Raw genomic sequence first — 24,152 nt, forward strand, 5'->3', positions numbered from 1 at the left:
GTTCCGATCCGGCGATGGCGTCTCGATCGCTTCCGGCAGACACGGTCGAGCGCCGATCCCGCAGGGTCGGCTTTAATCTAGTAACTTAGTAGAATTTAGAATAAACCGTTTTGCGGCTTTCCTCGTCGGGCGCTAAAAATTACGACGGATCAAGGCGGTTTCTTATGCCGCTCTGGTCGTCTCAGCCTCAAAGTAGAAATTTTTTCTCTTGGCCTTCGCGGTTGCGAAAAAGCGATTGCCTGCCGTTCGGCGGCGCGCGAGTGCTTGCCTTCTGATTTTGGGCGTGGCCGCGTAAAACTGCCAAACTGTTTCAGTATTGCTCATCGCCATGTCGCCAGCCAACACCAAGCTCAATGCTTTTCCCGTCTTCATGCGGGTCGACGGCGAAGCCGTAGCCATCGTCGGCAATGGCGAGGAGGCGCTCGCCAAGGCGCGGCTGCTTTCGCAATCGAGCGCGGTGTTGCGCATCGTTGCCGACGATGCCAGCGACGGCTTGCTGGATTTCATCGCGTCGGCCGGCGCCGTTCACATCAACGCCGCCTATGAGGCCGCGCATCTGCAAGGTGCCGCCCTGGTGTTCGCCGCCAGCGGCGACGAGGCGCTCGATCGCCGCGTCGTCGAGGACGCGCGGCGGCTGGGCATTGCCGTCAACGCCGTGGATCGTCCAGAGCTGTGCGATTTCTTCACGCCCGCATTGGTCAACCGGGCGCCGGTGGCGATCGCCATCGGCACAGAGGGCGCCGGACCGGTTCTGGCGCAGATGCTGCGCGGGCGCATCGACCGCATGCTGTCGCCGTCGCTCGGCCGGCTGGCGGCACTTGCCGCGTCCTTCCGCGCCGCCGCCGAGACGCTGCCGAAGGGCAATCGCCGCCGCCGCTTCTGGAGCGATTTCTTCGCCGGCGCGCCGGCCAAGGCCATCGAAGCAGGCGACCTCGCCGAGGCGCACGGCGCGGCGCTCGACCTCTTGGCCCAGGATGGTCCGGTCGAGGGACATATCGCGCTGGTCGGCGCCGGTCCGGGTGCCGAGGACCTTTTGACCTTGCGCGCGCATCGCCTGCTGTTGGAGGCCGATGCCATCGTCTATGACGCGCTGGTGCCGGAAGCGATCGTCGCCATGAGTCGCCGCGACGCCGAGCGCCTGCCGGTGGGAAAACGCAAGGGCTGCCATTCCAAGAGCCAGGAAGAGATCAACGCGCTGCTCATCGAGCTTGGCCGCGCCGGCAAGCGCGTGGTGCGGCTGAAGTCCGGCGATCCGCTGGTGTTCGGACGCGCCGGCGAGGAAATGGCGGCGCTGCGCGAGGCCGGGATCGCCTATGAGGTGGTTCCGGGCGTCACTGCTGCCTTCGCCGCCGCCGCCGATTTCGAGCTGCCGCTGACGCTGCGCGGCGTTTCGTCCTCGATGGTGTTCACCACCGGCCACGACCTCAAGGGCAATTCGCTGCCCGACTGGGCCAAGCTTGCCATCGCGGGCGCGACGGTCGCCGTCTATATGGGCCGTTCGGTTGCTGCCGAAGTCGCCGGCCGGCTGATCGAAGCGGGACTGTCGCCGGACACGGCGGTCGCCGTCGTCGAGAATGCCAGCCTCGGCAACCGACGCCGTTTCCACAGCACGCTTGCCGACCTGCCGTCGCTGGAGGAGCGCGCCGATCTCACCGGACCGGTGATGACGATCATCGGCGACGCCGTCGCCGGCGCCAATTTTGAACAATCCGAGCCGCTCGCGGCACATAAGCATGAAGGCGCGGCTTCAGCCGTGGCCGAAGGAGTCCGGCAATGAAGGTTCTCACCGCGAACAGGCTCTCCGACGGCATCGCCGTCTGGTACGCCGACGGCGGCTGGGCGGAGACGGTCGGTCACGCCGATATCGCGCATGACAAGACGGCGGAGGACCGGCTGGAAGCGATCGGCGCCGCGGCCGGCGCCAACAATGAGGTGGTCGACGTCAACCTGATCGACGTCACGATGGTCGATGGTCTGGTCAAACCGGTGCGGCTGCGCGAAAAGATCCGCGCCGCCGGCCCGACCATCCGCACCGATCTCGGCAAGCAGGCGAGCCCGCAACCGGCACGGGCGGCTTAACCAACGAAAGCAGCGGGCGGACGCGCCCTGAAAGACGAAGCATGTACCGTTACGACGAGTTCGATCAGGATTTCGTTCACGCCCGTGTCGCCGAGTTCAGCGACCAGGTGCAGCGCCGGCTTGCCGGCGAGATCACCGAGGACCAGTTCCGGCCGCTCAGGCTGATGAACGGCGTCTATCTGCAGCTGCACGCCTATATGCTGCGCATCGCCGTGCCCTACGGCACGCTGAACAGCAGGCAATTGCGCATGCTCGGCCACATCGCGCGCAAGTACGACAAGGGCTACGGCCATTTCACCACGCGCCAGAACATCCAGTTCAACTGGCCGGCGCTGTCCGACATACCGGCGATCCTCGCCGATCTGGCGAGCGTCGAGATGCACGCCATCCAGACCAGCGGCAACTGCATCCGCAACGTCACCGCCGACCATTTCGCCGGAGCCGCCGCCGACGAGGTCGCCGATCCGCGCCCCTATGCGGAAATCCTGCGCCAATGGTCGTCGGTGCATCCCGAGTTCTCGTACCTGCCGCGCAAGTTCAAGATCGCGGTGACCGGCGCCGAGCGCGACCGCGCCGCCATCCAGACGCATGACATCGGCCTGCATCTGAAAAAGAACGCGGCCGGCGAGCTGGGTTTCGCCGTTTATATAGGCGGCGGCCAAGGCCGTACGCCGATGGTGGCGAGAAAGATCCGCGACTTCCTGCCGGAAGCGGAGTTGCTGTCCTACTGCACGGCCATCCTGCGCGTTTACAACCTCTATGGCCGTCGCGACAACAAGTTCAAGGCGCGCATCAAGATCCTGGTGCACGAGACCGGCGTGGAGGAGATCACCCGGCAGGTCGAGGCCGAGTGGCAGGCGCTGAAGGACGCCGAGCTCAAGCTGCCGGAAGCCGATATCCAGGCGATCAACGCCTATTTCGCGCCGCCGGCGCTGGTTTCCCGGCCGGAAGGCGATGATGCGGTGAAACAGGCCAGGCTCGATTCCAAGAGCTTTTCGGAATGGCTCGACCAGAATGTCGTGACGCATCGCCATCCCGACTATGCGGCGGTGACCATCTCGCTCAAGGGCATCGGCGAGGTGCCCGGCGACGCAACGGACAGCCAGATGGAAGCGGTTGCCGACATCGCCGAGAAATACGCCTTCGACGAATTGCGGGTCAGCCACGAACAGAACCTGATCCTGCCGCATGTAGCGCGCGCCGACCTCAAGGCCGTCTACGACGCGCTGGTCGAGATCGGCCTGGCGACAGCCAATTCCAATCTGATCAGCGACATAATCTCCTGCCCGGGCCTCGATTATTGCGCGCTGGCCACGGCGCGCTCGATTCCGGTGGCGCAGGAAATCTCGCGCCGCTTCGCCTCGCTGGAGCGGCAGCGCGAAATCGGCGAGCTGAAGCTGAAGATCTCCGGCTGCATCAATGCCTGCGGCCACCACCATGTCGGTCATATCGGCATTCTGGGCGTGGAGAAGAAAGGCACCGAGCTCTATCAGGTGACGCTCGGCGGCTCGGCCGACGAAAACACATCCGTCGGCGAGATCATCGGCCGCGGCTTCTCCTCCGATGAGATCACCGATGCCATCGAGCAGATCGTCGATACCTATCTCGGCCTTCGGCTCAGTCCCGACGAACGTTTCATCGACGCCTACCGCCGTGTCGGTCCCGCGCCGTTCAAGGAGGCGCTCTATGCTGGCGAAACCAAGGCCGCTTGACCGGACGGGCGAAGTCGAGACCGGCGTTGCCGCCGAGGCAGCGGGGCTCGACGCGCTGTTGGGCCATCTGAAGCCGATCGAGATCATCGAACGGTCGGCGCACGAATTCCGCGGCGCGGTCGCCGCGGTGTCTTCCTTCGGCGCGGACTCCGCCGTGCTGCTGCACATGATTTCGGAGATCGACCGCTCGCTGCCGGTCATCTTCCTCGACACCGGCAAGCATTTCGAGGAGACGCTCGGCTATCGCGACGCGCTGGTCGCCGATTTCGGCCTCACCGACATCAGGGTGATCAAGCCGGAAGAGACCGCGCTCCAACGCGTCGACCCGACCGGCAGGCTGCACGAGACCGACACCGATTCCTGCTGCAATGTGCGCAAGGTCGAGCCGCTGGCCCGCGGCGTCGAACCGTTCCGCGCCTGGTTCACCGGGCGCAAGCGCTTCCAGGCTTCGACGCGCACGGCTTTGCCCGTCTTCGAGGCCGTCGGCTCGCGCATCCGCATCAATCCGCTGGCGCATTGGACGACATCGGACCAGGCCGACTATATGCGGGCGCATGCGCTGCGCGAAAATCCGCTGGTCGCCTATGGCTATCTCTCGATCGGCTGCTTCCCCTGCACGCAGCCGGTGCAGCCTGGCGAGGATGCGCGCAGCGGCCGCTGGGCGGGACACGCCAAGACCGAGTGCGGCATTCACCTCTCCGGTTTGGAGAAGTCGCTGACCGACGCCTCGCTTTAGGATACGCCGATATTCAGGTGATGCCGGCCTGCAAATGGCAACTTCCTGTGCTTCCGGCCTTCGCCGACCGAAGCATTCATGATAGTGGCGAGGGAGTAAGATAAGGCTTCGGCCGGCGTAGGCCGGTGCTCACGTACTTCAAGTACGCTCCGCTCCGGTTCTCGGAAGCCACCATTTTCGGCTCGGCCTGACCTGAATCTCGACATATCCTTGGAATCTCTGGAACTTTGGGATTTTTGATGACAGGATCGACGACAGCGGGGACCCGCCTCTGGACCCGTGACGGTTTTCGCGAGGATGAGTGGACCCACGCCGAAAGCGCGGAGGCGCTTGCCGGCAACGGCCGCTTCATCCTGCCTCTGCAGGCTTTTCTCGGGTTGGATGAAAACGTTCGCAAATCAGCCAAGGAGCGCCTCGGCGTCCTGCTGCAGCCCGGCGACGAGCTGGACAAGATAACCGGCCTGCTCGACCAGCTGTCGCTGGTGGCGCTGGCCTTCCCGGCCTTCAATGACGGCCGCTCTTTTTCCAAGGGCGAATTGCTGCGCGCCCGGCATCAATTCAAGGGCGCGGTGCGCGCCACCGGGCAGGTGCTGGTCGACCAGCTGCCGCATATGCTGCGGCTCGGCTTCGATGAGTTCGAGGTCTCCAATCCAGTGCTCTTGAAGCGGCTGGAGGAAGGCCGGACCGGCGGCTTGCCGCTTTACTACCAGCCGGCGGTCGAACCGGAGGCCAAGGGTCCAAAATATTCCTGGCGGCGCAAGCGCCCCAACTGACGCGGCATTTCATACGGCCAATGAAACCGCTGTGGTCCGACCAGCATCACGCATTTTGTTGGTCAGCTCGGTTCAAGATAGGTTTGGAAGGCTCGCGGTGCTGGTCTGGTCAGACCACATTGGCGATTCGGGCTTCCGCTTCGGCTGACCTGCCCTTAGGATAGGGTCATTACTTCGTACCACGAAATAATGGCACTAAGGGAGGAAACGGCATGGCAGGCAAGAAGATATTGATGCTCGTTGGCGAGTTCAGCGAGGAATACGAGATTTTCGTCTTCGAGCAGGCCATGCACGCGGTCGGCCACACCGTCCATGTGGTGTGCCCGGACAAGAAGGCCGGCGACGTGCTCAAGACCTCATTGCACGACTTCGAGGGCCACCAGACCTATACCGAAAAACCCGGTCACGATTACATCCTCAACAAGACCTTCGCCGAGGTGAATCCTGCCGACTATGACGCTGTCTATGCGGCGGGCGGCCGCGGGCCGGAATATATCCGCATCGACAAGCGCGTGCAGGCGCTGGTCAGGCATTTCCATGAAACCGGCAAGCCGATCTTCACCATCTGTCATGGCGTGCAGATCCTGATCGCGGTCGACGGGGTGGTGCGCGGCAAGGAAGTAGCGGCGCTGCATTATTGCGAGCCGGAAGTGACGCTCGCCGGCGGCATCTATATCGATGTCGCGCCGACCGGCGCCCATGTCGACGGCAATCTGGTTTCAGCCAAGGGCTGGCCGGGCCTTGCCGCCTTCATGCGGGAATGCCTGAAGGTGCTCGGCACCGAGATCCGTCACGGCGAAGTGCTGATGCGCGACGACAGAAAGGCGGCCTGAAACTTGTCAGTTGCGGCACGCGGCTATTGACGCCGCGGGTCGTCCGGGTTCTCCGCCTCGGCGCCGTCGAGGCGGTCAAGCAGGTCGGTCAACTGCCGGGGCATTTCCCTTTCCAGGCGAAATACCGGCAAGGTGCGCAGAAAGCGCTTCGTCGCTTCGCTGCCCGCCCGTCGCCTGATATCGTTGGCCAATTCGACGCGCCTATGGCCGTTGTTGCCGTTCATCGTCCCAAAATCCTGTGTCGGTTTCGAAACTCCCGCAGCCGGTTCATGGTTCCGCTAGTAGTGCTCGAGAGCAAGCAAAGCTGCGTGATACGGTAAAGTTTGAATTAATTTGGAACGGCAGCCTGCCACCAGCCGCCTGCGCTTGCCCCTTGATTTTTGGCCTCCAAACCTCGATATCGGGCGCAAATCCAGAGCAATTCGAAATGACGGGAAACGCGATGAGCGACCAGGCAAAAGACGAACGCACGCCCGAAGAGATGGAAGCCGCCGAGGCTTCCGGCGAGCGTGCGGAGGGCGGCGTCGACGGCGACTACGAAGCGCTAGTGCGGCTGCTGAAGGAAAACGAGGAACTGAAGGACCGCGCGCTGCGCACGTCGGCCGAAATGGAGAATTTGCGGCGGCGCACCGCGCGCGACGTCCAGGACGCCCGCGCCTATGCCGTCGCCAATTTCGCGCGCGACATGCTGTCGGTGTCCGACAATCTGCGCCGCGCGCTGGACGCGATTCCCGCCGAGGCGAAGGCCAGCGGCGACGCCGGATTCAAATCGCTGATCGAAGGCGTCGACCTTACTGAGCGCGCCATGCTTTCAGCGCTGGAGCGCCATGGCGTGAAGAGACTCGCGCCCGAAGGCGAGAAGTTCGATCCGAACTTCCACCAGGCGATGTTCGAGATCCCCAATCCGGATGTTCCCGCAGGCACCGTCGTCCAGGTGGTGCAGCCGGGCTACTCGATAGGTGAGCGCGTGCTGCGGCCAGCGATGGTCGGTGTCGCCAAAGGCGGCCCGAAGGCGGCCGCCGCCGAGCCGAAGGTCGAGCCTGGTCCGGTGAACGAGCAGGCCGAGAAAGATGCGTGACGTCTGGTAAATGGTGAATAGTCAATGGTGAATGGGCGTTAGCGCGTGTTAGGCTAGTGCTATTTACCATTCACCATTTCACCATTCACCAATGAATCCCATCGCCTTGCTCGACTATGCCGGCGTCGCCGTCTTCGCGGCGACGGGCGCGCTTGCCGCATCGCGCAAAGAACTCGACATCATCGGCTTTCTGTTCCTGGCCAGCGTCACCGGCATCGGCGGCGGGACGCTGCGCGACGTCATCCTCAATCTGCCGGTGTTCTGGGTCGCCAACAGCGGCTATGTGCTGATCTGCGCCGTCGTCGCGGTGCTGGTCTTCTTCAGCGCCCATCGATTCGAATCCCGCTACAAGCTGCTGCTGTGGCTCGATGCCGTCGGCCTTGCCGCTTTTTCAGTGATGGGCGCGGCCAAGGGGATGGCGATCACCGGTTCGCCCGTCGTGTCGGTCATCACCGGCGTCTTGACGGCGACCTTCGGCGGCATTCTGCGCGACCTGCTTGCCGGCGAGCCATCGGTGCTGCTCAGGCCCGAGATCTATGTCACGGCCGCCCTCGCCGGCGCCGCCATATTCACCCTTGGCGATCTTGCCGGCCTGCCGGCGCTGGCGTCCAGCCTGCTCGGCTTCGCGGGCGCATTCGCGGTGCGCGGCGGAGCGCTTAAATTCGGCTGGTCGTTTCCGGCCTATAAGAGCCGGCCGGGGCGAAGGCCGGAGGATATTCCGTGATGGAGCGAGTGGTGAATAGTGAATAGTGAATAGTGAATAGTGAATAGATCTCGGTGCGGTGAACCAGCCTCGATGGCTACTACCATTCACCATTCACCATTCACCATTCACCGGAATCACGCCGCGAAACGCTGCCCTTCGCCGCCATAGTAGTTGACATAGCGGGCGCCGATCTCCTTGACCGGCATGACGACGAAGACGTCGACGGTCGAGAATTCGTGGTCGATGACGCAGCCGTCGCCGATGCGGGCACCGACGCGCAGGTAGCCCTTGACCAGCGGCGGCATGGCGGCGATCGCCGCCTTGGCGTTCACCGCCTCGATCGGCATCAGGTCCATGGAGCAGTAACGTCCCGGAACCGCGCGAACATCCCAGGCGGAGTTGGTGCGGCAATGATGAGCGAGATAGGTCAGCGCCTCGGCATGCGCCGCCGGCACGATGCCATGGAACGAGGCGCAGCCGGTCATCACGCCGATGTCGTAGTGGTTGATGTAGGCCCAGATGCCTTGCCAGAGCGCCTCGATGGTGCGCTTGGAGCGGTATTCCGGCAGAACGCAGGAACGGCCGAGCTCGAGGAAGCGCTGGCCGGGATGCCGCGCAATCAGCTTGGTGAGCTCGAACTCGCCCTCGGAATAGAAGCCGCCGGCCGTCGCGGCGATTTCCTGCCGCAGCAGGCGGTAGGTGCCGACGATGCGGCGGTGCTCAGGGCCGGGAAGGGAATTGTCCAACACGAGAAGGTGATCGCAGAGCGGGTCGAACCGGTCGGCGTCGCGCCGGTCCTGCGCCTGGAACAGATCCTTCCTCGCGCCAAGCTCGTCGTAGAATACCCGATAGCGCACTTCCTGGGCGGCGGCGATCTCGGCCTCGTTGCGGGCGAGCCGCACTTCGAGATTGCCGATGCGGCCCAGCGGAGCGCCGCTTGCGACGGCGTCGGCGGTACGGGCGGCGAGCAGGGCGCCGCCGGCATTCGGCCGAGTGTCACATTCAGGCACGACTGTATGCACGAGTGATTCTCCTTCGAGCCATCCCTCTTGGCACGGGGATACGGTGTAGGTGCAACAGGATTGTGACAGTACCGTGATACGACGTGGCGGGCAATACTTTGTCGGCTGGGCAATACACTCAACCGGCTATCTTGTGATCGCGAAAGCCAAGCAAGCCAAGGCGTTCAACAGTTAGAAATTTCGTCAGGCGGCAACCTGGCCCTCGACCGCCTGGACGAGCGCGTCCGGGTCGAGCGGCTTGGTCACGAAACCGCTGGCGCCATGGGCGAGCACGGCATGCCGGGTCTTTTCCTGGCTGTCGGCCGAAAGCACCATGATCGGAATCGGGGGCATGGCCAGGGACTCTTCATGGCGGCGGATTGCGGCGATCGCGTCCAGCCCATCCATGACAGGCATATGCAGGTCCATCAGCACCACATCGAAGCGGAACTTGAGGCCGGCATCGGTAACGGCATCGACCGCGGCCTTGCCGTTGCCGACGACCTTGACGCGATGCCCGGCCTTGAGCAGCGTGGCGCGGGCGAGCATGGCGTTGATGTCATTGTCTTCCGCGATCAGCACCGACAGGCCCTGGTCGCGCTTGCGCACCGAGGGGGCACCGCGCGGCTCCGGCAGCGGCTTGGCCAGCGCTGAGCCATGGCTGGTCAACAGCACACGCAGCAGGGTCTCGCCACGCACCGGCCGGGCCAGGAAGGTGGCGTAGCCGCTGGCGCGGAATTCGCCGAGCATGCCGCGATCCGTCGGCGCAATCAGGGTGATGGCCTCGCAGTCGGCAAAGCCCGAATCGCGCAGCCGCTTGAGCAGTCTGCCGTCGCTGCTTTCGAGCGCAGCGTCGATCAGAAGGACGTTGCAGCCTGCCGCCAACGGGGCGGCCTGGCTCGGTGTCGCGGCAACTTCGACGATGCCGCCATGGGCCCTGATCGCGCGGGCGATGGCGTCGGCCTCGATCGCGTTTTTCGACACGATCACCGCCCGCCGGTTGGCAAGGATGTTGTGGCGATGCGGCGGCGGCTCGGTCGCGGCGACCGCCGGAAGCTCCAGGACGAATTCGGATCCTTCGCCGAGCCGGCTCGAGACCGAGATCGAGCCGCCCATCGCCGTCGCCAGCCGCTTCGAGATGGCAAGCCCGAGGCCGGCGCCGCCATGCACCCTGGTCGAGGTGCCGTCGGACTGCTCGAATTCCTCGAAAATGCGCTCCATGTCCTCTTCGCGCAGGCCAGGGCCGGTGTCGGCGATGGTGAAGCAGATACGGTCGGTGGTTTCGGTGCGGGCGCGCGCCACGGTCAGCAGCACCCCGCCCGTGTCGGTGAACTTCACCGCATTGCCGATGAGGTTGAGCAGCACCTGGCGCACGCGGCCGGGATCGGCGGTGATCATCTGCGGCACATCGGGCTCGACATGGCAGCCGAGGCCGATGTTCTTGGCGAAGGCCTTTGCGGCCAGAAGTTCGATGATGTTGTCGGCGATCTCGCGCAGCGAGGTCGGCTGGGGCTCGGGTTCGAAGCGGCCGGCCTCGATCTTGGAATAGTCGAGCAGGTCCTCGATGAGCGCGAGCAGCGCGCTGGCCGAGGTGGAAACAGCGCCGACATAGGTGCGCTGTTCGGGCGAGAGGTCGGTATCGGCAAGCAGCTTCGCCATACCCATGATGCCGTTCATCGGCGTGCGGATTTCATGGCTGACGGTGGCGAGGAAGCGCGACTTGGCCAGGCTGGCATATTCGGCCCGTTCGCGCGCGGTGATCAGCGAGGATTCGGCGCGCTTGCGGGCGGTGATGTCGCGGGCGATCGCCCGGTGCGAGACCGCGCCCGTGTCCTTGTCGCGCACCGACAATTCGATCCAGGAGAACCAGCGTGGTCCGTTCGGGGTGCGGATCGCGACATCGGTCGAGCTCAGGCATTCATGATCGGAGAAGGCGGCGTCGGGGACGATGCCGACATCGATGCCAAGCTCGGACAAGGTCTTGCCGGCAAGATCGCGCGCATCGAGCTCGACCAGCGAGGCAAAGACGCTGTTGGCATAAACGACATGGCCGTCGCGATCGCGATGGACGACGAGGTCGCCAAGCGCGTCGATCAGGCCGCGGAAGCGCTCCTCACTCTCCTGCATCTCCCACATGCGGTCGGCGAGAGTCTCGATTTCGGCGCGGCTGCGGGCTGCGGTTTCGTCGAGCAGCACTGCGGTGCGCCGCTCGTCGCGACGGCTGCGCAGATGCATGGCAAGGCCGGCAAATGCCGCTGCGGCGAGGCCGATGGTGACGATCAGCGGGGCTCCGGTAAGATGCGCCAGCCCCGCCAGAACGGCAATGGCAACGATCGTCAGGAAGGGCAGGCCGTCCTGGCTGGCCGCCGGCAGATCGGGAGCCAGCGGCGGCGCGACGAGCACCTGCCGCTTCGGCGCATCGGGGATGAGCCTGTCAGCGCCCGCGGCTTTGCTGTCCTGTCTGATGTCGGAGTCCGCGACCATGCGCAGACCATGCCAGACAGAAATTATGGAAGGCTGGGAGGGATCGTTCGAATTTTAGCGAATCGCGCGGATTCCGGCCGCGCGCATGCGCGGGCGAAACCGTAGCTTTACGAGGTCGTTGCCGGCTACATGTCGACGACGACGCGACCCCTGATCTTGCCTTCGACGATATCGCGCGCGGCAGCGACAATGCCGTCGAAACCGATCGTGCGCGACAATGTCGACAGCTTCTTGGAATCGAGGTCGGTGCCGATGCGGCGCCATGCCTCCAGGCGGACTTCCTTCGGCGCCATCACCGAATCGATGCCGAGCAGCGAGACGCCGCGCAGGATGAACGGCGCGACGCTTCCCGGCAGGTCCATGCCGCCGGCCAGGCCGCAAGCGGCGATCGCGCCGCCATAGGAGGTCATCGACAGCACATTGGCCAAGGTATGGCTGCCGACCGAGTCGACGCCGCCTGCCCAGCGTTCCTTGGCGAGCGGTTTCGCCGGCTGGCCGAGCTCTTCGCGCGAGATCACCTCGGCCGCGCCAAGGTCGATCAGATAGGGGCTCTCGGCGTTGCGGCCGGTCGAGGCGATGACATGATAGCCGAGGCTCGACAGGATCGAGATGGCGACCGAGCCGACGCCGCCGGCAGCCCCCGTCACCACCACGGGACCGCGGTCCGGCACGATGCCGTGCCGCTCCAGCGCCATGACCGAGAGCATTGCCGTGTAGCCCGCCGTGCCGACAGCCATCGCATCATGCGCGCTCATGCCCTCGGGCAGCGGCACCAGCCAGTCGCCCTTGACGCGGGCGCGGCCGGCATAGGCGCCGTAATGCGTCTCGCCGACGCCCCAGCCGTTGAGGATCACCTTGTCTCCCTTGCGCCAGTCGGCATGCGAGGAGGAAAGCACGGTGCCGGCGAAATCGATGCCTGGAACCAGCGGCCAGCGGCGCACGACCGGGGCCTTGCCGGTGATGGCGAGCCCGTCCTTGTAGTTCACCGTCGTCGCCTCGACGGCGACGGTGACATCGCCTTCCATCAGGTCGGCCTCGGTGAGGTCGACGACATCGACGGACTGCTTCTTGTCCGCATCGCGCGAGACGAGGATGGCTTTGAAGGTGTCGGGCATGATTTTCTCCTCGCCTCTGGCTGATGAGGAAGTCTGCGGTTTCAACGGCGTGAGGTCAATTGCCAAGGTCCTGGGACTTGGCTTCGCGCCGCCAGCCGATCAGCTCGTCGAAGACGACAAGCGCCGCGCCGACCGAGATGAAGGCGTCGGCGAGATTGAACACCGCGAAGGACCATAGGGGCGTGTGGAACAGGATGTAGTCGATGACGTGACCGTAGACGGCACGGTCGATGAGGTTGCCGAGCGCGCCGCCGATGATCAGCGCAAAGCCGATACGGGCGACGACATAGCCGGCGGGCGTGCGCGTGGCGAGATAGAGCACGAAGGCGACGACCAGCACGGCGATGACCACCAGGCCGGTATCGCCGAAGGACTGGAACATCGAGAAGGCGATGCCGGTGTTGTAGGTGCGGAACAGCGCCAGGAACGGTAGTAGATCGAGCTTCTCCTGAAAGGCGAGACCGTTCTCGACCAGCTGCTTGATCCACTGGTCGAGCGCGATGGCGATGACGACCAGCACCGCGTAAGGGGACCAGGATTTCATTTGGCAGTCCTCATCGGATGTCGTTGGCAGGCTCGAGCTTCAACGCGCCGCGCCGGATCTCGAACAACATCACGCCGGTGGCGACCGCCAGATTGAGCGAATCGGCCCGGCCTGCCTGGGGAATTCTGAGCAGCCGGTCGCAGCTTTCGGCGAGACTGTCCGGCAGGCCCTGCTGCTCGTTGCCCATCAGCAGCAAGACCGGCCCTCTGGAGAAATCGACCGAGCGGTAGTCGACCGCGCCCTTGAGATGGGTTCCGGCGACAAGGCCGGAGAAATCGCGGCGCCAGGCGAGGAAGGCCTGCTCGGTCGCCCTGGCGACCGGCACGGCGAAGATCGAGCCCATGGTGGCGCGCACCGTCTCCAGCGAGAACGGGTCGGTGGTGTCGCCGACCAGGATGACGCCTTTGGCGCCGACCGCGTCGACGGTGCGGATCACGGTGCCGAGATTGCCGGGGTCGCGCACCCGGTCGAGCGCGACCCAGACATCGCCGTCCCTGGCGCGGATGTCCTTCAGCGGCACGGTCTGCTGCGCAAAGACGCCGACCACCATTTGCGGGTTCTCGCGGCGGGTGATGGCAGCGAGCACCTTTTCGGAAACTTCGAGCACCATGCCGCCGGCGGCGACGGTCCGCGCGGCGACCTTTTCGACGGCCGCGTTGCCGAGTCCGGCCTTGGCGAAGACCAAGGTCCTGATCGACCAGCCGAGGTCGAGGGCATCGATGACCAGCTTCAGGCCCTCGGCGATGAAGGCGTTCTGCTGGTCGCGGAATTTCTTGAGCGCCAGCGCCTTGATGTCCTTGACCAGGGGATTGGCAAGGCTGGTGACTTCCTTGACCTGCCCGACCGTGCGCGCGCCATCATGTGCCGTCATTCAAGCCACCCAGCGCGAGAACAGCGAGGTCGACAGCGCGCGGCCGGCGGATTTCTCGCGAATGATCAGCTCGCCAGATTCGACCGTGCCGCCCATGCCGGCGAAGGTGTCGCGCATCAGCGCGTGGATGGCGAAGAAGGAGGCGCGGATCGAATAGGCGGTGAGGACGACGGCGAGCGGTTTCGGCGTCAGGATCGAGCGGCAAAGGTCGGTGAGGCCCGGCAGGTCCTCGAACAATTGCCAGACCTCGCCCTTGGGGCCGCGGCCATAGGCCGGCGGGTCGAACAGCACGATGTCGTAACGGCTGCCGCGGCGTTCCTCGCGCTCGGCGAATTTCATCGCGTCCTCGACGATCCAGCGGATCGGCTTGTCGGCAAGGCCGGCCATCCCCTGGTTCTCGCGCGCCCAGCCGATCGCCTTCTTCGAGGCATCGACATGGGTGACCTCGGCGCCGGCGCGGGCCGCCACCAGCGAGGCGAGGCCGGTATAGCCGAACAGGTTAAGCACCTTGACCGGGCGTCTCGCCGACGCGATCAGCCCGGCCATATGGTCCCAATGCGACGCCTGCTCAGGGAAGACGCCGACATGGCGAAACGAGGTGAAGCGGCCGAGATAATCAATGCCGTCATGCTTCATCGGCCAGGTCTCGCCGAGCGGCGTTTTAGGAAATCGCCAGCGGCCGATGCCTTCCTCGTCGGTGTCGCCGGTGAAGATGGCGTCGGCGCGCTCCCATTCCTTCGCCGGAAGGGCTCGCTGCCAGATCGCCTGGCCCTCGGGGCGCACGATGCGGTAGGGGCCGTATTGCTCGAGCTTCTCGCCGCCGCCGCTGTCCAGCAGGGCGTAATCGGCGTTGGGCGCGACTTCGAGGATCAATGGCAGGCGCTCGGCGGGCAACGCGCCTTCGCGGCGCGCAAGCACGCGCGGCGCCGGCTTGGCCTCCTGCTGCTCCGCCGGCTTTGTTTCACGGCGCTCGGCAGGTGCGGCCTGCTGCCGTCCGGCCGCGAATGCATCGCGCGGGCGGGGTTGTTCCGCCCTTGCGGGATGCGGGCGGCCATCGCGGCGTTTGTCGCGAAAAGATTTCAAGAAGGATCATCTCCGGCGGTTCGGCCCGCTTCTGCCACAGCTCAGCCCACCGGCGCAACAAAGCCCGGCTTATTCAATGGTGCTGTCATCAGCCATGCCTGACGCCAAGCAGGCCGAAACAAAGCGAAATGAAGCCAAGCGCCTTCGCCGCGGTCACCGCCATGTGGCCGGTCTCCCAACGCAACCGGACGGCTTCGAAATTGTCCGGGATCGGTCCAGGCGCCCAGGTCGCGAGAATGTCGTTGGCCGGCTTGACCAGTCCGAACCAGAGCGCCAGCGAGACGGCATAAAGCAGTGTGGCGGCGAGCACGAACCGGAAGGCAAATGGGTCCCCACGCAGCATCCAGGTAAGCAACGCCGGACAGAGGATCGCTGCGATATCGAGCGGCGCTCCGATGACGGCAAAGAGCAGAAATTGACCGTTGAAGACCGTCGCCTCTCGCCACAGCGCCGGCGACCATTTCGTCAGCCTGGGCAGCGATTCCAGCACATGGGCAAAGGACGGCCCAAGGCTGAGCGCCGCGACGAAAGCGCTCAGCACCGCCCAGAACAGCAGGATCCCGCGCATCTCCATTGTTGAGACAACGAGGATCGGACGCAGGCGTTCCTTGGCATCGGGCTGCTTGCCGTGATGTGCAGGCCAGCCCTATTGTGCGGCACGCCGGTTAGCCATTCATGTCCCGTTCAGCCCGCCTGCTCGACCTCGTCCAGATCCTTCGCCGCCATCGCCGGCCGGTGAGCGGCCGCACGCTTGCGGACGCAATCGGCGTGTCGATCCGCACCCTCTATCGCGACATCGCGACGCTGCAGGGGCAGGGCGCGCCGATCGAAGGCGAGGCGGGGCTTGGCTATGTGCTGAAGCCCGGCTTCATGCTGCCGCCGCTGATGTTCACCGACGAGGAGATCGAGGCGATCGTGCTCGGCTCGCGCTGGGTGGCGAAGCAGCCGGACAAAAGGCTGGCGGCCGCCGCGGCGGATGCGCTGGCCAAGATCGCGGCGGTGCTGCCGGATGATCTGCGCGACGATCTCGACGCTACGACACTGCTCGTCGGGCCGCGCTCGGAAAATGCCGAAGCGGTCGACCTCGGCATCGTGCGGCAGGCGATCCGCGACGAGCGCAAGCTTGGCTTCCTTTACCGTGACGCCGGGGGAGCGGCATCGAAGCGTCTGGTCTGGCCGTTCGCGCTCGCCTTCTTCGACAAGGTGCGGGTAATGGTGGCGTGGTGCGAAACGCGCCAGGATTTCCGGCACTTCCGCGCCGACCGGATGTCCGGCCTGACAGCGACAGACATCCGCTATCCGCGCCGCCGCCAGGCGATGCTCAAAGAGTGGCGGGCAACCCTCGATGCGCCGGGCCAAAATGGAGCGAAAGACGCTTCCCGCTGATCGCTGCTGCCAGAATCTGACAGCAGGTCCGCGTATTGTCTCCAAGGTTCAGACACTTTGGAGATCAGATATGACCACGCCGAATTTCGTCATCCTCTATGTCGACAATCCGGAAAAGAGCGGCGCGTTCTACGGTTCGCTGCTCGGACGCGAGCCGGTCGAATCCTCGCCCACCTTCGTGATGTTCGTGCTCGACAAGGGTTTCAAGCTCGGCCTCTGGTCGCGCCACACGGTGGAACCGGCGGCCGCGGCAGCGGGCGGGGGCGGCGAGATCGTGATTGCGGTCGAGGACGCTAGCGCGGTCGATGCCACCCATGCGGATTGGACTGGCAGAGGACTTAAGGTACTGCAGGCGCCAACCGATCTCGATTTCGGCCGCACCTTCGTAGCGCTCGATCCCGACAATCACCGCCTGCGCGTCTACTGGCCGAATGGGCAGTAGGCAGTAGGTCTTTCTTCCCTATTGCCTGCTGCCCGATCCCTACTGCCTATTTGAGCGCCTTGTAAACGGCGATGCCGGCGGCGAGATCCTCAAGTGCTGCGCCAACCGACTTGAACAGCGTGATCTCGTCGTCGGTTTGCCGGCCCTGTTTCTCGCCGCGGGCGAGCTCGTGCAGGTCGGCGACGATCGCTTCCGGCTTCAGCACGCCGGAGGCCAGCGGCTGGACGATGTCGCCGGCTTCCTTGGTGGCGCCGGCGCGGGTGTCGACATAGACGCGGGCACGGGCAATGGCGTCATCATCGCTTTCGCGCATCGTCGGCGTGAAGCCGCCGACGAGATCGACATGGGCGCCCGGTTTCAGCAGCGCGCCCTTGACCAGCGGCGTGTTCGTGATGGTCGCGGAGGCGACGATGTCAGCCTCGGCGAGCTCCGCGTCGAGGTCGCCGGCGGCATTTGCTGGAAGGCCTTCGGCGCGCAGGGCGGCGGCCACCTTTTCGGCATTGGCCGGCGTGCGGTTCCAGATACGGATGGATGTGATCGGCCTGACCGCCGAATGCGCCTTGGCAAGGAAGGGCGACAGCGCGCCGGCGCCGATCACCAGAAGCCGAGAGGCATCCCTGCGGGCGAGATAGGACGCGGCGAGCGCGGATGCGCAGGCGGTGCGCCATTGGGTCAGCCTTTGGCCGTCGATCAGCGCCTGCGGCTCGCCGGTGACGCCGTCGAGCAAAAGATAAAGGCCCATGACCGCCGGCTTGCCGATGGCGTTGTTGTCCGGCGACACGGTGATGATCTTGACGCCGATATGGCCTCCCGAAGAGGTGCCGGCGGCGTTGAAGTCGGTCCAGGCCGGCATCAAAAGCAGGGTCGAGGCGGCGCCGTCCGGCCGTTCGACGCCATGATGGTGGCGAACCGGCTGCACGGCGCCATCGCGGAAGGCGGTGCGCAGCGTCTCGACAAGGCCCGGAAAGGTCAGCGCGCGGTCGACCTGTGCGGCCGAAATGGTCAGCATTGAGAGCTCCGTGGTGTCGAAATGACGCTCGACTATCTTCTATGCAATTCCGGACGGAAAACCGCCACGCAGTTTGCCTGGAATTGCTAAAGCGCGTCGCGCTGAAACAGATTTCAGGCGACGCGCTTTAAGTCTTTGTTTTGATGCATGTCGTTGTCCCAGAACCGCGGGGCCCTTCTGGGCGACATGCATTAGCTCGTCGGGCTGGGCAGCGCCGGTCCCTTGGGCGCCACGGGCGTGCGGCTCACTGCCTGGCGCAGGTTTTCCGCCTCGAGGCCGCGCTGGCGCGCGAGCTTGCGATAGCGTCCCTGCTTCACCCAGGTGGCCAGGCTTCCGACGACCATGCCGATGGCCAAGGCCAGGAACAGGAAGATGAAAAGCGGCAGGTTCAACGTCAGCGCGGGATTGCCGGGATGAAATGGATCGAGCGTGAAGGCGACAGGGCCGCGATTGGCGACGGCGAGCGCGATCAGGATGACGGCCAGCGGCACGAAGACCACGACGAGGATGAAGCGATTGAACATCAAATCTCCATGGAGAGGCTTCTTGAAGCGCGCATGTCCTTGTCCCGAAACCGGTCTCCACTTTCGGGAGACATGCGTTTAGGCGCCGAGATGCCGTTTCAACCCGCCGGCCCGGCGCCTATTTGCCGCCGTTCAGCCTTTCGCGCAACTCCTTGCCGGTCTTGAAGAACGGCACCCATTTTTCCTCGACCTCGACGGATTCGCCGGTGCGCGGGTTGCGGCCGGTGCGGGCCGGACGGTTCTTCACCGAAAAGGCGCCGAAACCGCGCAACTCGACCCGGTTGCCCTCCGCAAGCGCATCGGTGATCTCGTCAAAGATCGCGCCGACGATGTTTTCGACGTCGCGCAGGAAAAGGTGCGGGTTGCGTGCAGCAATGATCTGCACAAGTTCGGATTTGATCATAGAACATTCCCCGTAAAACCACTGCAACCGATTATCAGGATGATTTTATTGCTTTTTCGGCTCGTCCCAACGGCACCTTAAGGGTGCCAGACCGAAACGAGACCGTCAAGAAACAAGCGGTCGGCGCCGAGTTCGTGAATGATATCGCCGCCGGCATCCGGCAGGCCGAGCGCCTTGGCCGCCACTTTTGCCATCGACTGGGAAAACAGGAAACCGCCATGCCTGTCCTTGTCCTTCCACTCGACGACCTTGAGCTTGCTGTCCACGCCCTTCGTCGCCAGCCAGTCGATCGCCTCCTGCTCGCCGCCGACGGCGTCGACCAGGTGGTTGGCCAAAGCCTGGCGACCGGTGAAGATCGAACCGTCGGCCAGCGCCAGCGCCTGCTCATGCGTCATTTTGCGGCGGTCTGCGACAATGCCGACGAACCAGTCGTAACTGTCGAGAATCAACTTCCGCACCATGGCACGCTCGTCGTCATTGGTCGGTTTGAAGGGCGAGGGCGAAGCCTTGAGCGGTGACGATTTCACCTCCTCCAGCTTGATGCCGAGCTTGTCCATGAGACCGCTGACGTCGGGATACTGGATCAGCACGCCGATCGAGCCGACGATCGATGTCTTGCGGGCGACGATGTGGTCGGCTGCACTTGCGATCATATAGCCGGCCGATGCGGCCAGCGTGCCGACTTCGGCCACCACCGGCTTGTCGCCGGCAAGCTTGCGCACGGCGTCAAATGTGGACTCGCCGCCGACCGTGGTGCCTCCCGGCGAATCGATCGACAGGATGACGCCCTTTACCTCCGGCGACTTGCGGATCGCTTCCAGCCTCTTGAGCAGCTCCTCGTCTTCGGTGATGGTGCCTTCGATCTTGACCTTGGCGATGTGGGGGAGCGCCCGGCCGGTAAAATTGTCGTCATAGACCCAGGTCGAGAAAGCGATGATCGCTGCCGCCAGAACCAGAAACGCGACCACGCGCCAGAACGTCAGCTTGCGGCGCAAGCGGCGGCGGTCGATCAGGTCGTCGGCTCTCATTGCCATTGTCAGCCTCATGGGTGGTGGGAAAGCACGCTTTTAAAGCAAGCGTCTACACACGGCTACCGTTTCCTGGCGCGGGTCATCCGCTTCACAGAACGGTGACCCCTCTACTTTCTTGTCCTGATGCAATTCCTTCCGGAAACCGCTCGCAGCTTTCCCGGAACTGTTCCGAAAGGCCCCGGCTTCGGCCTCCGGCGTTGACGCCGGGCTCACGAAAAATTAACGCAAGCAGTCCGTATCTGCTATGAAGTACAGGCCGTCTCGCCGAATTCCTTTCGATTTTGCGGGCGGCAGCTGTCACATTTTTGCAGTTTTCCTCCGCTTGTGCTTGCTTGTAGGTGCCGGCATACCACCTATAGGCGGTGTTTGGGCGGGCAAAGGTCCATTAGAAAAGTCATGTTGGCGCGATCTGACGAAACGAGCGATGCCGGTGAGGCATCGGCTCCCGCGAACCAAGGCGGCACTCGCGGCGATGCGTTCAACCGCGCCCAGCGGCACTCGCGCCGCGTCCGCGTGCTGAAATTCGCGGTGCCGCTGCTCGCGGTCGCGATCGCCGTCGCCTTTCCGGTCTATTCCTACCTCAAGGCGCCGGTGTCCGTATCGGTGCAGGCCGACGGCACGGCGTTTTCCAACGGCAAGCTGGTGATGGCCAATCCGAAGCTCAACGGCTTCACCAAGCAGAAGCTGCCATATTCGCTGACGGCGATCAGGGCGACGCAAGATGTCGGCCAGCAGGCCGTCATCGACCTCGAAGGCATCAACGCCAAACTGCCGGTGGCCACCGACAACATCGTGTCGGTCGATGCCGCGCACGGTATCTACAATCGCGACGCCAACACGATGGATCTGACCAGCGACGTCAGCGTGACGACGACGGACGGCCTAGTGGCGAAGTTCAAATCGATCTTCCTAGACATGGGCAAAGGCTCTATGAAGACGAGCAATCCGGTCGACGTCAGCCGTGGCGGGTCGCGCATCACCGCGGACGCGATGTCGGTCGAGGACAATGGCAGGCTCGTGGTCTTCGAGAACCGGGTTCGCGTCAACATAGATCCAACTGCGCTGAAGGCAGCGGGGGTAAACGGTGGAGAACAGAATGCGTCGCAGTAAATCCGCATGGCTTCCGGGCGCTGCTTCCGCATTGCTGGTTTTGGCAACGGCGCATTCGTTCGCACAGTCGAGCGCGACCAGCCAGATTCCCGGGCTCAAGCTGTCGGGCGACCAGCCGATCCAGATCGAAAGCGACAAGCTCGAGGTCCGCCAGGCCGACAGCATGGCCGTGTTCAGCGGCAATGTGACGGTGAATCAGGGGCCGACCCTGCTCAAGGCCGGCAAGATGACGGTCTACTATGTCAAGGATGCCAATGCCGGCAAAAGTGCCGCGGCCGGCGCATCGGCGATGACGGGCTCCGCCAATATCGACCATCTCGAGGTCGAGAACAAAGTCTACATCAAATCGAACGACCAGATCGCCACCGGCGACACCGGCAAATTCGACATGAAGACACAGGTGCTGGTGCTTTCCGGCAAGGAAGTGGTGCTGTCGCAGGGCGACAATGTGCTCAAGGGCTGCAAGCTCACCGTGCAGATGAAGAGCGGCCTCGGCAATGTCGAAGGCTGTCCTCGCGTCATCATGATGTTCAAGCCGCAGAAACAGGACGCGCAGCAGCAGGGAGCGTCGAGCAAGTAATGGCCGGCGTGACTTCGCTGCTGGCCCGTCTTCCGGGACGGGCAGCCGCACAACCCGCTGCGCCGGCGACGGTCGGCGCCGACAAGGCGAAGTTCAAGGGCACCCTGATCGCCAAGGGGCTGACCAAGAGCTACAAGGGCCGCAAGGTGGTGAGCGGTGTGACGCTCGGCGTGCGCGCGGGTGAGGCCGTCGGCCTGCTCGGGCCCAACGGCGCAGGCAAGACCACCTGTTTCTACATGGTCACCGGCCTTGTTCCCGTCGACGAAGGTTCGATCGAGATCGACGGCTTCGATGTCACCTCGATGCCGATGTACCGGCGGGCCCGCCTCGGCATCGGCTATCTGCCGCAGGAAGCGTCGATCTTCCGCGGCCTGAATGTCGAGCAGAACATCCGGGCCGTGCTGGAGGTGGTGGAAAAGAGCCGCAAGGAACGCGAGCGCACGCTCGACGAGCTGCTCGAGGAGTTTCACATCAGCCATCTGCGCAAGGCGCCCTCCATGTCGCTGTCGGGCGGCGAACGGCGCCGCCTCGAAATCGCGCGGGCGCTGGCGACGCGGCCTGCCTATATGCTGCTCGACGAGCCCTTCGCCGGCATCGACCCGATCGCCGTCGCCGACATCCAGCAGCTCGTTCGCCACCTCACGGCGCGCGGCATCGGCGTCTTGATCACCGACCACAATGTGCGCGAGACGCTCGGCCTGATCGACCGCGCCTACATCATCCATGCCGGTCAGGTGCTGACGCATGGCCGCGCCGACGAGATCGTCGCCAACGCCGATGTGCGGCGTCTTTATCTCGGCGAGGGTTTCACGCTCTGACTGCGGGTTTCGACGCGGTTTCGATGGCCTCGTCACGGCTTTCGGTCATTTTAGCGATCGATAACGCTCCGGTAAGCCGCAGCTGATAGCGTTTTGCTTGACAAGCAAAAGCCGGGCCAGTTTCTATGCCCGACCGAAAAACAGTCGACGCGTAGACGAGGCGTTTGAAGTCCATCATGGCGCTGGCAGCCAAACTGCAGCTCAGACAATCCCAGTCGCTGGTGATGACGCCGCAGCTGATGCAGTCGATCCGGCTGCTGCAGCTCACCCATGTCGAGCTCGAGCGCTTCATCGACGAGGAGATCGAGCGCAACCCGCTGCTGGAACGGGCCGAGCCGCAGGACGACGCCGCCGGCGATCTATCCCAGAAAAGCGAGGCGTTGCCGGAAAAGGACACCGAAGGCGACTGGTTCGAGGGCGAGATGGAGTGGAGCGCGGAAGCGATCTCGCAAAAGCTCGATTCTTCGTTGGAGAACCTGTTTCCCGACGATCCAGGCACCAGCGAGAGGCTGGGGCCGGATCTCACGGCGCAATGGAAGTCGGCCGCCGGGGGGGGCGCGGGCGCGGCATCGTCCGAGGGGTTCGACGTCGGCGACATAGCCGCGGCCGCCATCACGCTGCGCGACCATGTCGGCGAGCAGATCGCGCTTGCCTCCCTGAGCCCCGGCGAACGGCTTATCGCGGGTGAGCTGGCCGAAGGGCTCGACGAAGCCGGGTACCTGCGCACCGAACTCGACGAGATCGCGGTCCGGCTCGGCACGGACGGCGCGACGGTGGCGCGGGTGCTTGGCGTCTGCCAGACATTCGAGCCGGCAGGACTTTTCGCGCGCGACCTTGCCGAGTGCCTGTCGCTGCAACTGGCGGTGCGCGACCGGCTCGATCCGGCGATGAAGGCGCTGGTCGCCAATCTCGAGCTTCTGGCGCGGCGGGATTTCCACACGCTGAAACGCATCTGCGGCGTCGACGAGGAGGACCTGCTCGACATGCTGGCCGAGATCCGCGCGCTCGATCCGCGGCCCGGCCTGGCGTTTTCGGGCGGCGCGAGCGATGCGATTGTCGCCGATGTCGAGGTGCGCGCCGCCAATGACGGCAGCTGGGCGGTGGAGCTCAATGCCGATACGCTGCCGCGCGTGCTGGTGGACAATGTCTATTTCGCCCGCATTTCGAGCCACGCCAAGGACCAGGCGGAAAAAGAGTTTCTCGCCGAATGCCTGCAGAACGCCAACTGGCTGACGCGCAGTCTCGACCAACGGGCCAAGACCATCCTCAAGGTGGCGTCCGAGATCGTGCGACAACAGGACGCTTTCCTCGTCCATGGCGTGCGTCACCTCAAGCCGCTCAACCTGCGTACGGTGGCCGACGCCATCGGCATGCATGAATCGACGGTCAGCCGCGTCACCGCCAACAAATATATGCTGACGCCGCGCGGCGTCTTCGAGCTGCGCTATTTCTTCACTGCATCGATTGCCTCCGCGGAAGGCGGCGAAGCGCATTCGTCCGAGGCCGTGCGCGACCGCATCAAGCAGATGATCGACGAGGAAAAGCCAATCGACGTGCTTTCCGACGACGCCATCGTCGACATGCTCAAGGAAAGCGGGGTCGACATCGCACGCCGCACCGTCGCGAAATATCGCGAGGGCATGAACATCCCATCGTCGGTGCAGCGGCGGCGGGAAAAGCGGGCGCTCGCGAACGCCGGCCGCTAGGCCTGATCCGAATCCGGCAAGCCCTGGCCGGTGCGGCACGTGCTGACTTTCCACAATTCCCAAGTTTCATTGACAAGCCGCAATGAAGTGTCTAGAAGCCCGCCCGCATGGAGCAGGGCGGTAATGCC

At 64.4% G+C, this 24,152-nt stretch carries 26 protein-coding genes; 14 read left to right on the forward strand and 12 right to left on the reverse strand.

The features are described 5' to 3' along the window. Positions 1-328: 328 nt before the first annotated feature. The 6 genes from cysG to FJ419_RS05535 all read left to right on the forward strand — a co-directional run bounded on the left by cysG (position 329) and on the right by FJ419_RS05535 (position 6,133). A complete protein-coding gene (gene cysG, locus FJ419_RS05510; protein ID WP_140688225.1) occupies positions 329-1,777 on the forward strand; it encodes a siroheme synthase CysG in 1,449 nt (482 codons plus the stop codon). Next, on the forward strand, positions 1,774-2,079 hold the full coding sequence (locus FJ419_RS05515) for a DUF2849 domain-containing protein (RefSeq protein ID WP_140688227.1): 306 nt from the start codon (positions 1,774-1,776) through the stop codon (positions 2,077-2,079). The genes cysG and FJ419_RS05515 overlap by 4 nt, the downstream gene beginning before the upstream one ends. A gap of 41 nt (positions 2,080-2,120) precedes the next feature. After that, positions 2,121-3,791, forward strand: a complete 1,671-nt coding sequence (locus FJ419_RS05520) for a nitrite/sulfite reductase (protein WP_140688229.1) — start codon at positions 2,121-2,123, stop codon at positions 3,789-3,791. Continuing rightward, entirely contained in the window at positions 3,766-4,527 is a 762-nt protein-coding gene (locus FJ419_RS05525; RefSeq protein WP_140688231.1) for a phosphoadenylyl-sulfate reductase, read from the forward strand. Before FJ419_RS05520 ends, FJ419_RS05525 begins: the two co-directional genes overlap by 26 nt. Before the next feature lie 239 nt (positions 4,528-4,766). Next, the gene (locus FJ419_RS05530) at positions 4,767-5,300 is read left to right on the forward strand and encodes a DUF934 domain-containing protein (RefSeq protein ID WP_140688234.1); all 534 of its coding nucleotides are present in this window, start codon (positions 4,767-4,769) and stop codon (positions 5,298-5,300) included. Between the two features lie 212 nt (positions 5,301-5,512). Further along, complete coding sequence (locus FJ419_RS05535) at positions 5,513-6,133, forward strand: DJ-1/PfpI family protein (RefSeq protein WP_140688236.1); 621 nt, start codon at positions 5,513-5,515, stop codon at positions 6,131-6,133. A gap of 23 nt (positions 6,134-6,156) precedes the next feature. Here the strand turns inward: FJ419_RS05535 and FJ419_RS05540 are convergent, their stop codons facing one another. Next, entirely contained in the window at positions 6,157-6,357 is a 201-nt protein-coding gene (locus FJ419_RS05540; RefSeq protein WP_140688239.1) for a hypothetical protein, read from the reverse strand. Between the two features lie 218 nt (positions 6,358-6,575). On the opposite strand from FJ419_RS05540, the gene grpE reads away from it, so the two are divergent. Both grpE and FJ419_RS05550 read left to right on the forward strand, forming a co-directional pair. Beyond that, positions 6,576-7,211: a nucleotide exchange factor GrpE gene (grpE, locus tag FJ419_RS05545; protein WP_140688241.1), complete on the forward strand. Its 636-nt coding sequence runs from the start codon at positions 6,576-6,578 to the stop codon at positions 7,209-7,211. A 91-nt stretch (positions 7,212-7,302) separates the two neighbouring features. Then, positions 7,303-7,935: a trimeric intracellular cation channel family protein gene (locus tag FJ419_RS05550; protein ID WP_140688243.1), complete on the forward strand. Its 633-nt coding sequence runs from the start codon at positions 7,303-7,305 to the stop codon at positions 7,933-7,935. Positions 7,936-8,051: 116 nt separating this feature from the next. Here the strand turns inward: FJ419_RS05550 and FJ419_RS05555 are convergent, their stop codons facing one another. From FJ419_RS05555 to FJ419_RS05585, 7 genes are all read right to left on the reverse strand, one after another. After that, positions 8,052-8,939: a GNAT family N-acetyltransferase gene (locus tag FJ419_RS05555; protein ID WP_095769253.1), complete on the reverse strand. Its 888-nt coding sequence runs from the start codon at positions 8,937-8,939 to the stop codon at positions 8,052-8,054. Between the two features lie 183 nt (positions 8,940-9,122). Further along, positions 9,123-11,402, reverse strand: a complete 2,280-nt coding sequence (locus FJ419_RS05560; RefSeq protein WP_140688245.1) for a PAS domain-containing hybrid sensor histidine kinase/response regulator — start codon at positions 11,400-11,402, stop codon at positions 9,123-9,125. Between the two features lie 125 nt (positions 11,403-11,527). Next, positions 11,528-12,517, reverse strand: coding sequence for an MDR family oxidoreductase (locus FJ419_RS05565; RefSeq protein ID WP_140688247.1), 990 nt, complete (start codon positions 12,515-12,517; stop codon positions 11,528-11,530). A gap of 55 nt (positions 12,518-12,572) precedes the next feature. Then, positions 12,573-13,061 carry a signal peptidase II gene (gene lspA, locus FJ419_RS05570; protein ID WP_140688249.1) on the reverse strand — a complete coding sequence of 163 codons (489 nt, stop codon included), beginning with the start codon at positions 13,059-13,061 and terminating at the stop codon, positions 12,573-12,575. Positions 13,062-13,071: 10 nt separating this feature from the next. Further along, positions 13,072-13,932, reverse strand: a complete 861-nt coding sequence (locus FJ419_RS05575; protein ID WP_140688252.1) for an RNA methyltransferase — start codon at positions 13,930-13,932, stop codon at positions 13,072-13,074. Next, positions 13,933-15,015 (reverse strand): class I SAM-dependent rRNA methyltransferase, encoded by a 1,083-nt coding sequence (locus FJ419_RS05580; protein WP_140688254.1) that lies wholly within the window; start codon positions 15,013-15,015, stop codon positions 13,933-13,935. It abuts the gene before it with no gap. Between the two features lie 88 nt (positions 15,016-15,103). Beyond that, the gene (locus FJ419_RS05585; RefSeq protein WP_140688256.1) at positions 15,104-15,589 is read right to left on the reverse strand and encodes a DUF1772 domain-containing protein; all 486 of its coding nucleotides are present in this window, start codon (positions 15,587-15,589) and stop codon (positions 15,104-15,106) included. Between the two features lie 101 nt (positions 15,590-15,690). Here FJ419_RS05585 and FJ419_RS05590 point away from each other — a divergent pair, with 101 nt between their 5' ends. Then, positions 15,691-16,401, forward strand: coding sequence for a YafY family protein (locus FJ419_RS05590; RefSeq protein ID WP_140688258.1), 711 nt, complete (start codon positions 15,691-15,693; stop codon positions 16,399-16,401). A 70-nt stretch (positions 16,402-16,471) separates the two neighbouring features. Further along, positions 16,472-16,843, forward strand: a complete 372-nt coding sequence (locus tag FJ419_RS05595) for a VOC family protein (RefSeq protein ID WP_140688260.1) — start codon at positions 16,472-16,474, stop codon at positions 16,841-16,843. 46 nt (positions 16,844-16,889) lie between these two features. On the opposite strand, the gene FJ419_RS05600 is transcribed toward FJ419_RS05595, so the two are convergent. From FJ419_RS05600 to sppA, 4 genes are all read right to left on the reverse strand, one after another. Beyond that, positions 16,890-17,852, reverse strand: coding sequence for an ornithine cyclodeaminase family protein (locus tag FJ419_RS05600; RefSeq protein ID WP_140688262.1), 963 nt, complete (start codon positions 17,850-17,852; stop codon positions 16,890-16,892). 191 nt (positions 17,853-18,043) lie between these two features. Continuing rightward, positions 18,044-18,376 carry a LapA family protein gene (locus FJ419_RS05605; RefSeq protein ID WP_140688264.1) on the reverse strand — a complete coding sequence of 111 codons (333 nt, stop codon included), beginning with the start codon at positions 18,374-18,376 and terminating at the stop codon, positions 18,044-18,046. A gap of 118 nt (positions 18,377-18,494) precedes the next feature. Continuing rightward, a complete protein-coding gene (locus FJ419_RS05610) occupies positions 18,495-18,779 on the reverse strand; it encodes an integration host factor subunit beta (protein ID WP_027165368.1) in 285 nt (94 codons plus the stop codon). Between the two features lie 77 nt (positions 18,780-18,856). Beyond that, positions 18,857-19,813, reverse strand: coding sequence for a signal peptide peptidase SppA (gene sppA / locus FJ419_RS05615; protein WP_140688266.1), 957 nt, complete (start codon positions 19,811-19,813; stop codon positions 18,857-18,859). A 393-nt stretch (positions 19,814-20,206) separates the two neighbouring features. On the opposite strand from sppA, the gene lptC reads away from it, so the two are divergent. The 4 genes from lptC to rpoN all read left to right on the forward strand — a co-directional run bounded on the left by lptC (position 20,207) and on the right by rpoN (position 24,024). Further along, complete coding sequence (gene lptC / locus FJ419_RS05620) at positions 20,207-20,920, forward strand: LPS export ABC transporter periplasmic protein LptC (RefSeq protein ID WP_140688268.1); 714 nt, start codon at positions 20,207-20,209, stop codon at positions 20,918-20,920. Continuing rightward, positions 20,907-21,500 (forward strand): LptA/OstA family protein, encoded by a 594-nt coding sequence (locus FJ419_RS05625; protein ID WP_140688270.1) that lies wholly within the window; start codon positions 20,907-20,909, stop codon positions 21,498-21,500. Before lptC ends, FJ419_RS05625 begins: the two co-directional genes overlap by 14 nt. Then, positions 21,500-22,318 (forward strand): LPS export ABC transporter ATP-binding protein, encoded by an 819-nt coding sequence (gene lptB, locus FJ419_RS05630; RefSeq protein WP_095769266.1) that lies wholly within the window; start codon positions 21,500-21,502, stop codon positions 22,316-22,318. Before FJ419_RS05625 ends, lptB begins: the two co-directional genes overlap by 1 nt. A 176-nt stretch (positions 22,319-22,494) precedes the next feature. Then, positions 22,495-24,024: an RNA polymerase factor sigma-54 gene (rpoN, locus tag FJ419_RS05635; RefSeq protein WP_140688273.1), complete on the forward strand. Its 1,530-nt coding sequence runs from the start codon at positions 22,495-22,497 to the stop codon at positions 24,022-24,024. Positions 24,025-24,152 lie beyond the last annotated feature (128 nt).

It is taken from the genome of Mesorhizobium sp. B2-6-2 (assembly GCF_006440615.1).
GTDB lineage: Bacteria > Pseudomonadota > Alphaproteobacteria > Rhizobiales > Rhizobiaceae > Mesorhizobium.

Bases quoted from the DNA above. Each gene is read 5' to 3' on its own strand.
- FJ419_RS05590 (WP_140688258.1), top strand. From the start codon at position 15,691: ATGTCCCGTTCAGCCCGCCTGCTCGACCTCGTCCAGATCCTTCGCCGC.
- FJ419_RS05625 (WP_140688270.1), top strand. From the start codon at position 20,907: ATGCGTCGCAGTAAATCCGCATGGCTTCCGGGCGCTGCTTCCGCATTG.
- FJ419_RS05610 (WP_027165368.1), bottom strand. From the start codon at position 18,779: ATGATCAAATCCGAACTTGTGCAGATCATTGCTGCACGCAACCCGCAC.
- FJ419_RS05600 (WP_140688262.1), bottom strand. From the start codon at position 17,852: ATGCTGACCATTTCGGCCGCACAGGTCGACCGCGCGCTGACCTTTCCG.
- lptC (WP_140688268.1), top strand. From the start codon at position 20,207: ATGTTGGCGCGATCTGACGAAACGAGCGATGCCGGTGAGGCATCGGCT.
- FJ419_RS05535 (WP_140688236.1), top strand. From the start codon at position 5,513: ATGGCAGGCAAGAAGATATTGATGCTCGTTGGCGAGTTCAGCGAGGAA.
- FJ419_RS05525 (WP_140688231.1), top strand. From the start codon at position 3,766: ATGCTGGCGAAACCAAGGCCGCTTGACCGGACGGGCGAAGTCGAGACC.
- FJ419_RS05515 (WP_140688227.1), top strand. From the start codon at position 1,774: ATGAAGGTTCTCACCGCGAACAGGCTCTCCGACGGCATCGCCGTCTGG.
- FJ419_RS05530 (WP_140688234.1), top strand. From the start codon at position 4,767: ATGACAGGATCGACGACAGCGGGGACCCGCCTCTGGACCCGTGACGGT.
- sppA (WP_140688266.1), bottom strand. From the start codon at position 19,813: ATGGCAATGAGAGCCGACGACCTGATCGACCGCCGCCGCTTGCGCCGC.
- FJ419_RS05585 (WP_140688256.1), bottom strand. From the start codon at position 15,589: ATGGAGATGCGCGGGATCCTGCTGTTCTGGGCGGTGCTGAGCGCTTTC.
- FJ419_RS05575 (WP_140688252.1), bottom strand. From the start codon at position 13,932: ATGACGGCACATGATGGCGCGCGCACGGTCGGGCAGGTCAAGGAAGTC.
- grpE (WP_140688241.1), top strand. From the start codon at position 6,576: ATGAGCGACCAGGCAAAAGACGAACGCACGCCCGAAGAGATGGAAGCC.
- rpoN (WP_140688273.1), top strand. From the start codon at position 22,495: ATGGCGCTGGCAGCCAAACTGCAGCTCAGACAATCCCAGTCGCTGGTG.
- lptB (WP_095769266.1), top strand. From the start codon at position 21,500: ATGGCCGGCGTGACTTCGCTGCTGGCCCGTCTTCCGGGACGGGCAGCC.
- FJ419_RS05605 (WP_140688264.1), bottom strand. From the start codon at position 18,376: ATGTTCAATCGCTTCATCCTCGTCGTGGTCTTCGTGCCGCTGGCCGTC.
- FJ419_RS05520 (WP_140688229.1), top strand. From the start codon at position 2,121: ATGTACCGTTACGACGAGTTCGATCAGGATTTCGTTCACGCCCGTGTC.
- FJ419_RS05550 (WP_140688243.1), top strand. From the start codon at position 7,303: ATGAATCCCATCGCCTTGCTCGACTATGCCGGCGTCGCCGTCTTCGCG.
- FJ419_RS05565 (WP_140688247.1), bottom strand. From the start codon at position 12,517: ATGCCCGACACCTTCAAAGCCATCCTCGTCTCGCGCGATGCGGACAAG.
- FJ419_RS05560 (WP_140688245.1), bottom strand. From the start codon at position 11,402: ATGGTCGCGGACTCCGACATCAGACAGGACAGCAAAGCCGCGGGCGCT.
- FJ419_RS05595 (WP_140688260.1), top strand. From the start codon at position 16,472: ATGACCACGCCGAATTTCGTCATCCTCTATGTCGACAATCCGGAAAAG.
- lspA (WP_140688249.1), bottom strand. From the start codon at position 13,061: ATGAAATCCTGGTCCCCTTACGCGGTGCTGGTCGTCATCGCCATCGCG.
- cysG (WP_140688225.1), top strand. From the start codon at position 329: ATGTCGCCAGCCAACACCAAGCTCAATGCTTTTCCCGTCTTCATGCGG.
- FJ419_RS05540 (WP_140688239.1), bottom strand. From the start codon at position 6,357: ATGAACGGCAACAACGGCCATAGGCGCGTCGAATTGGCCAACGATATC.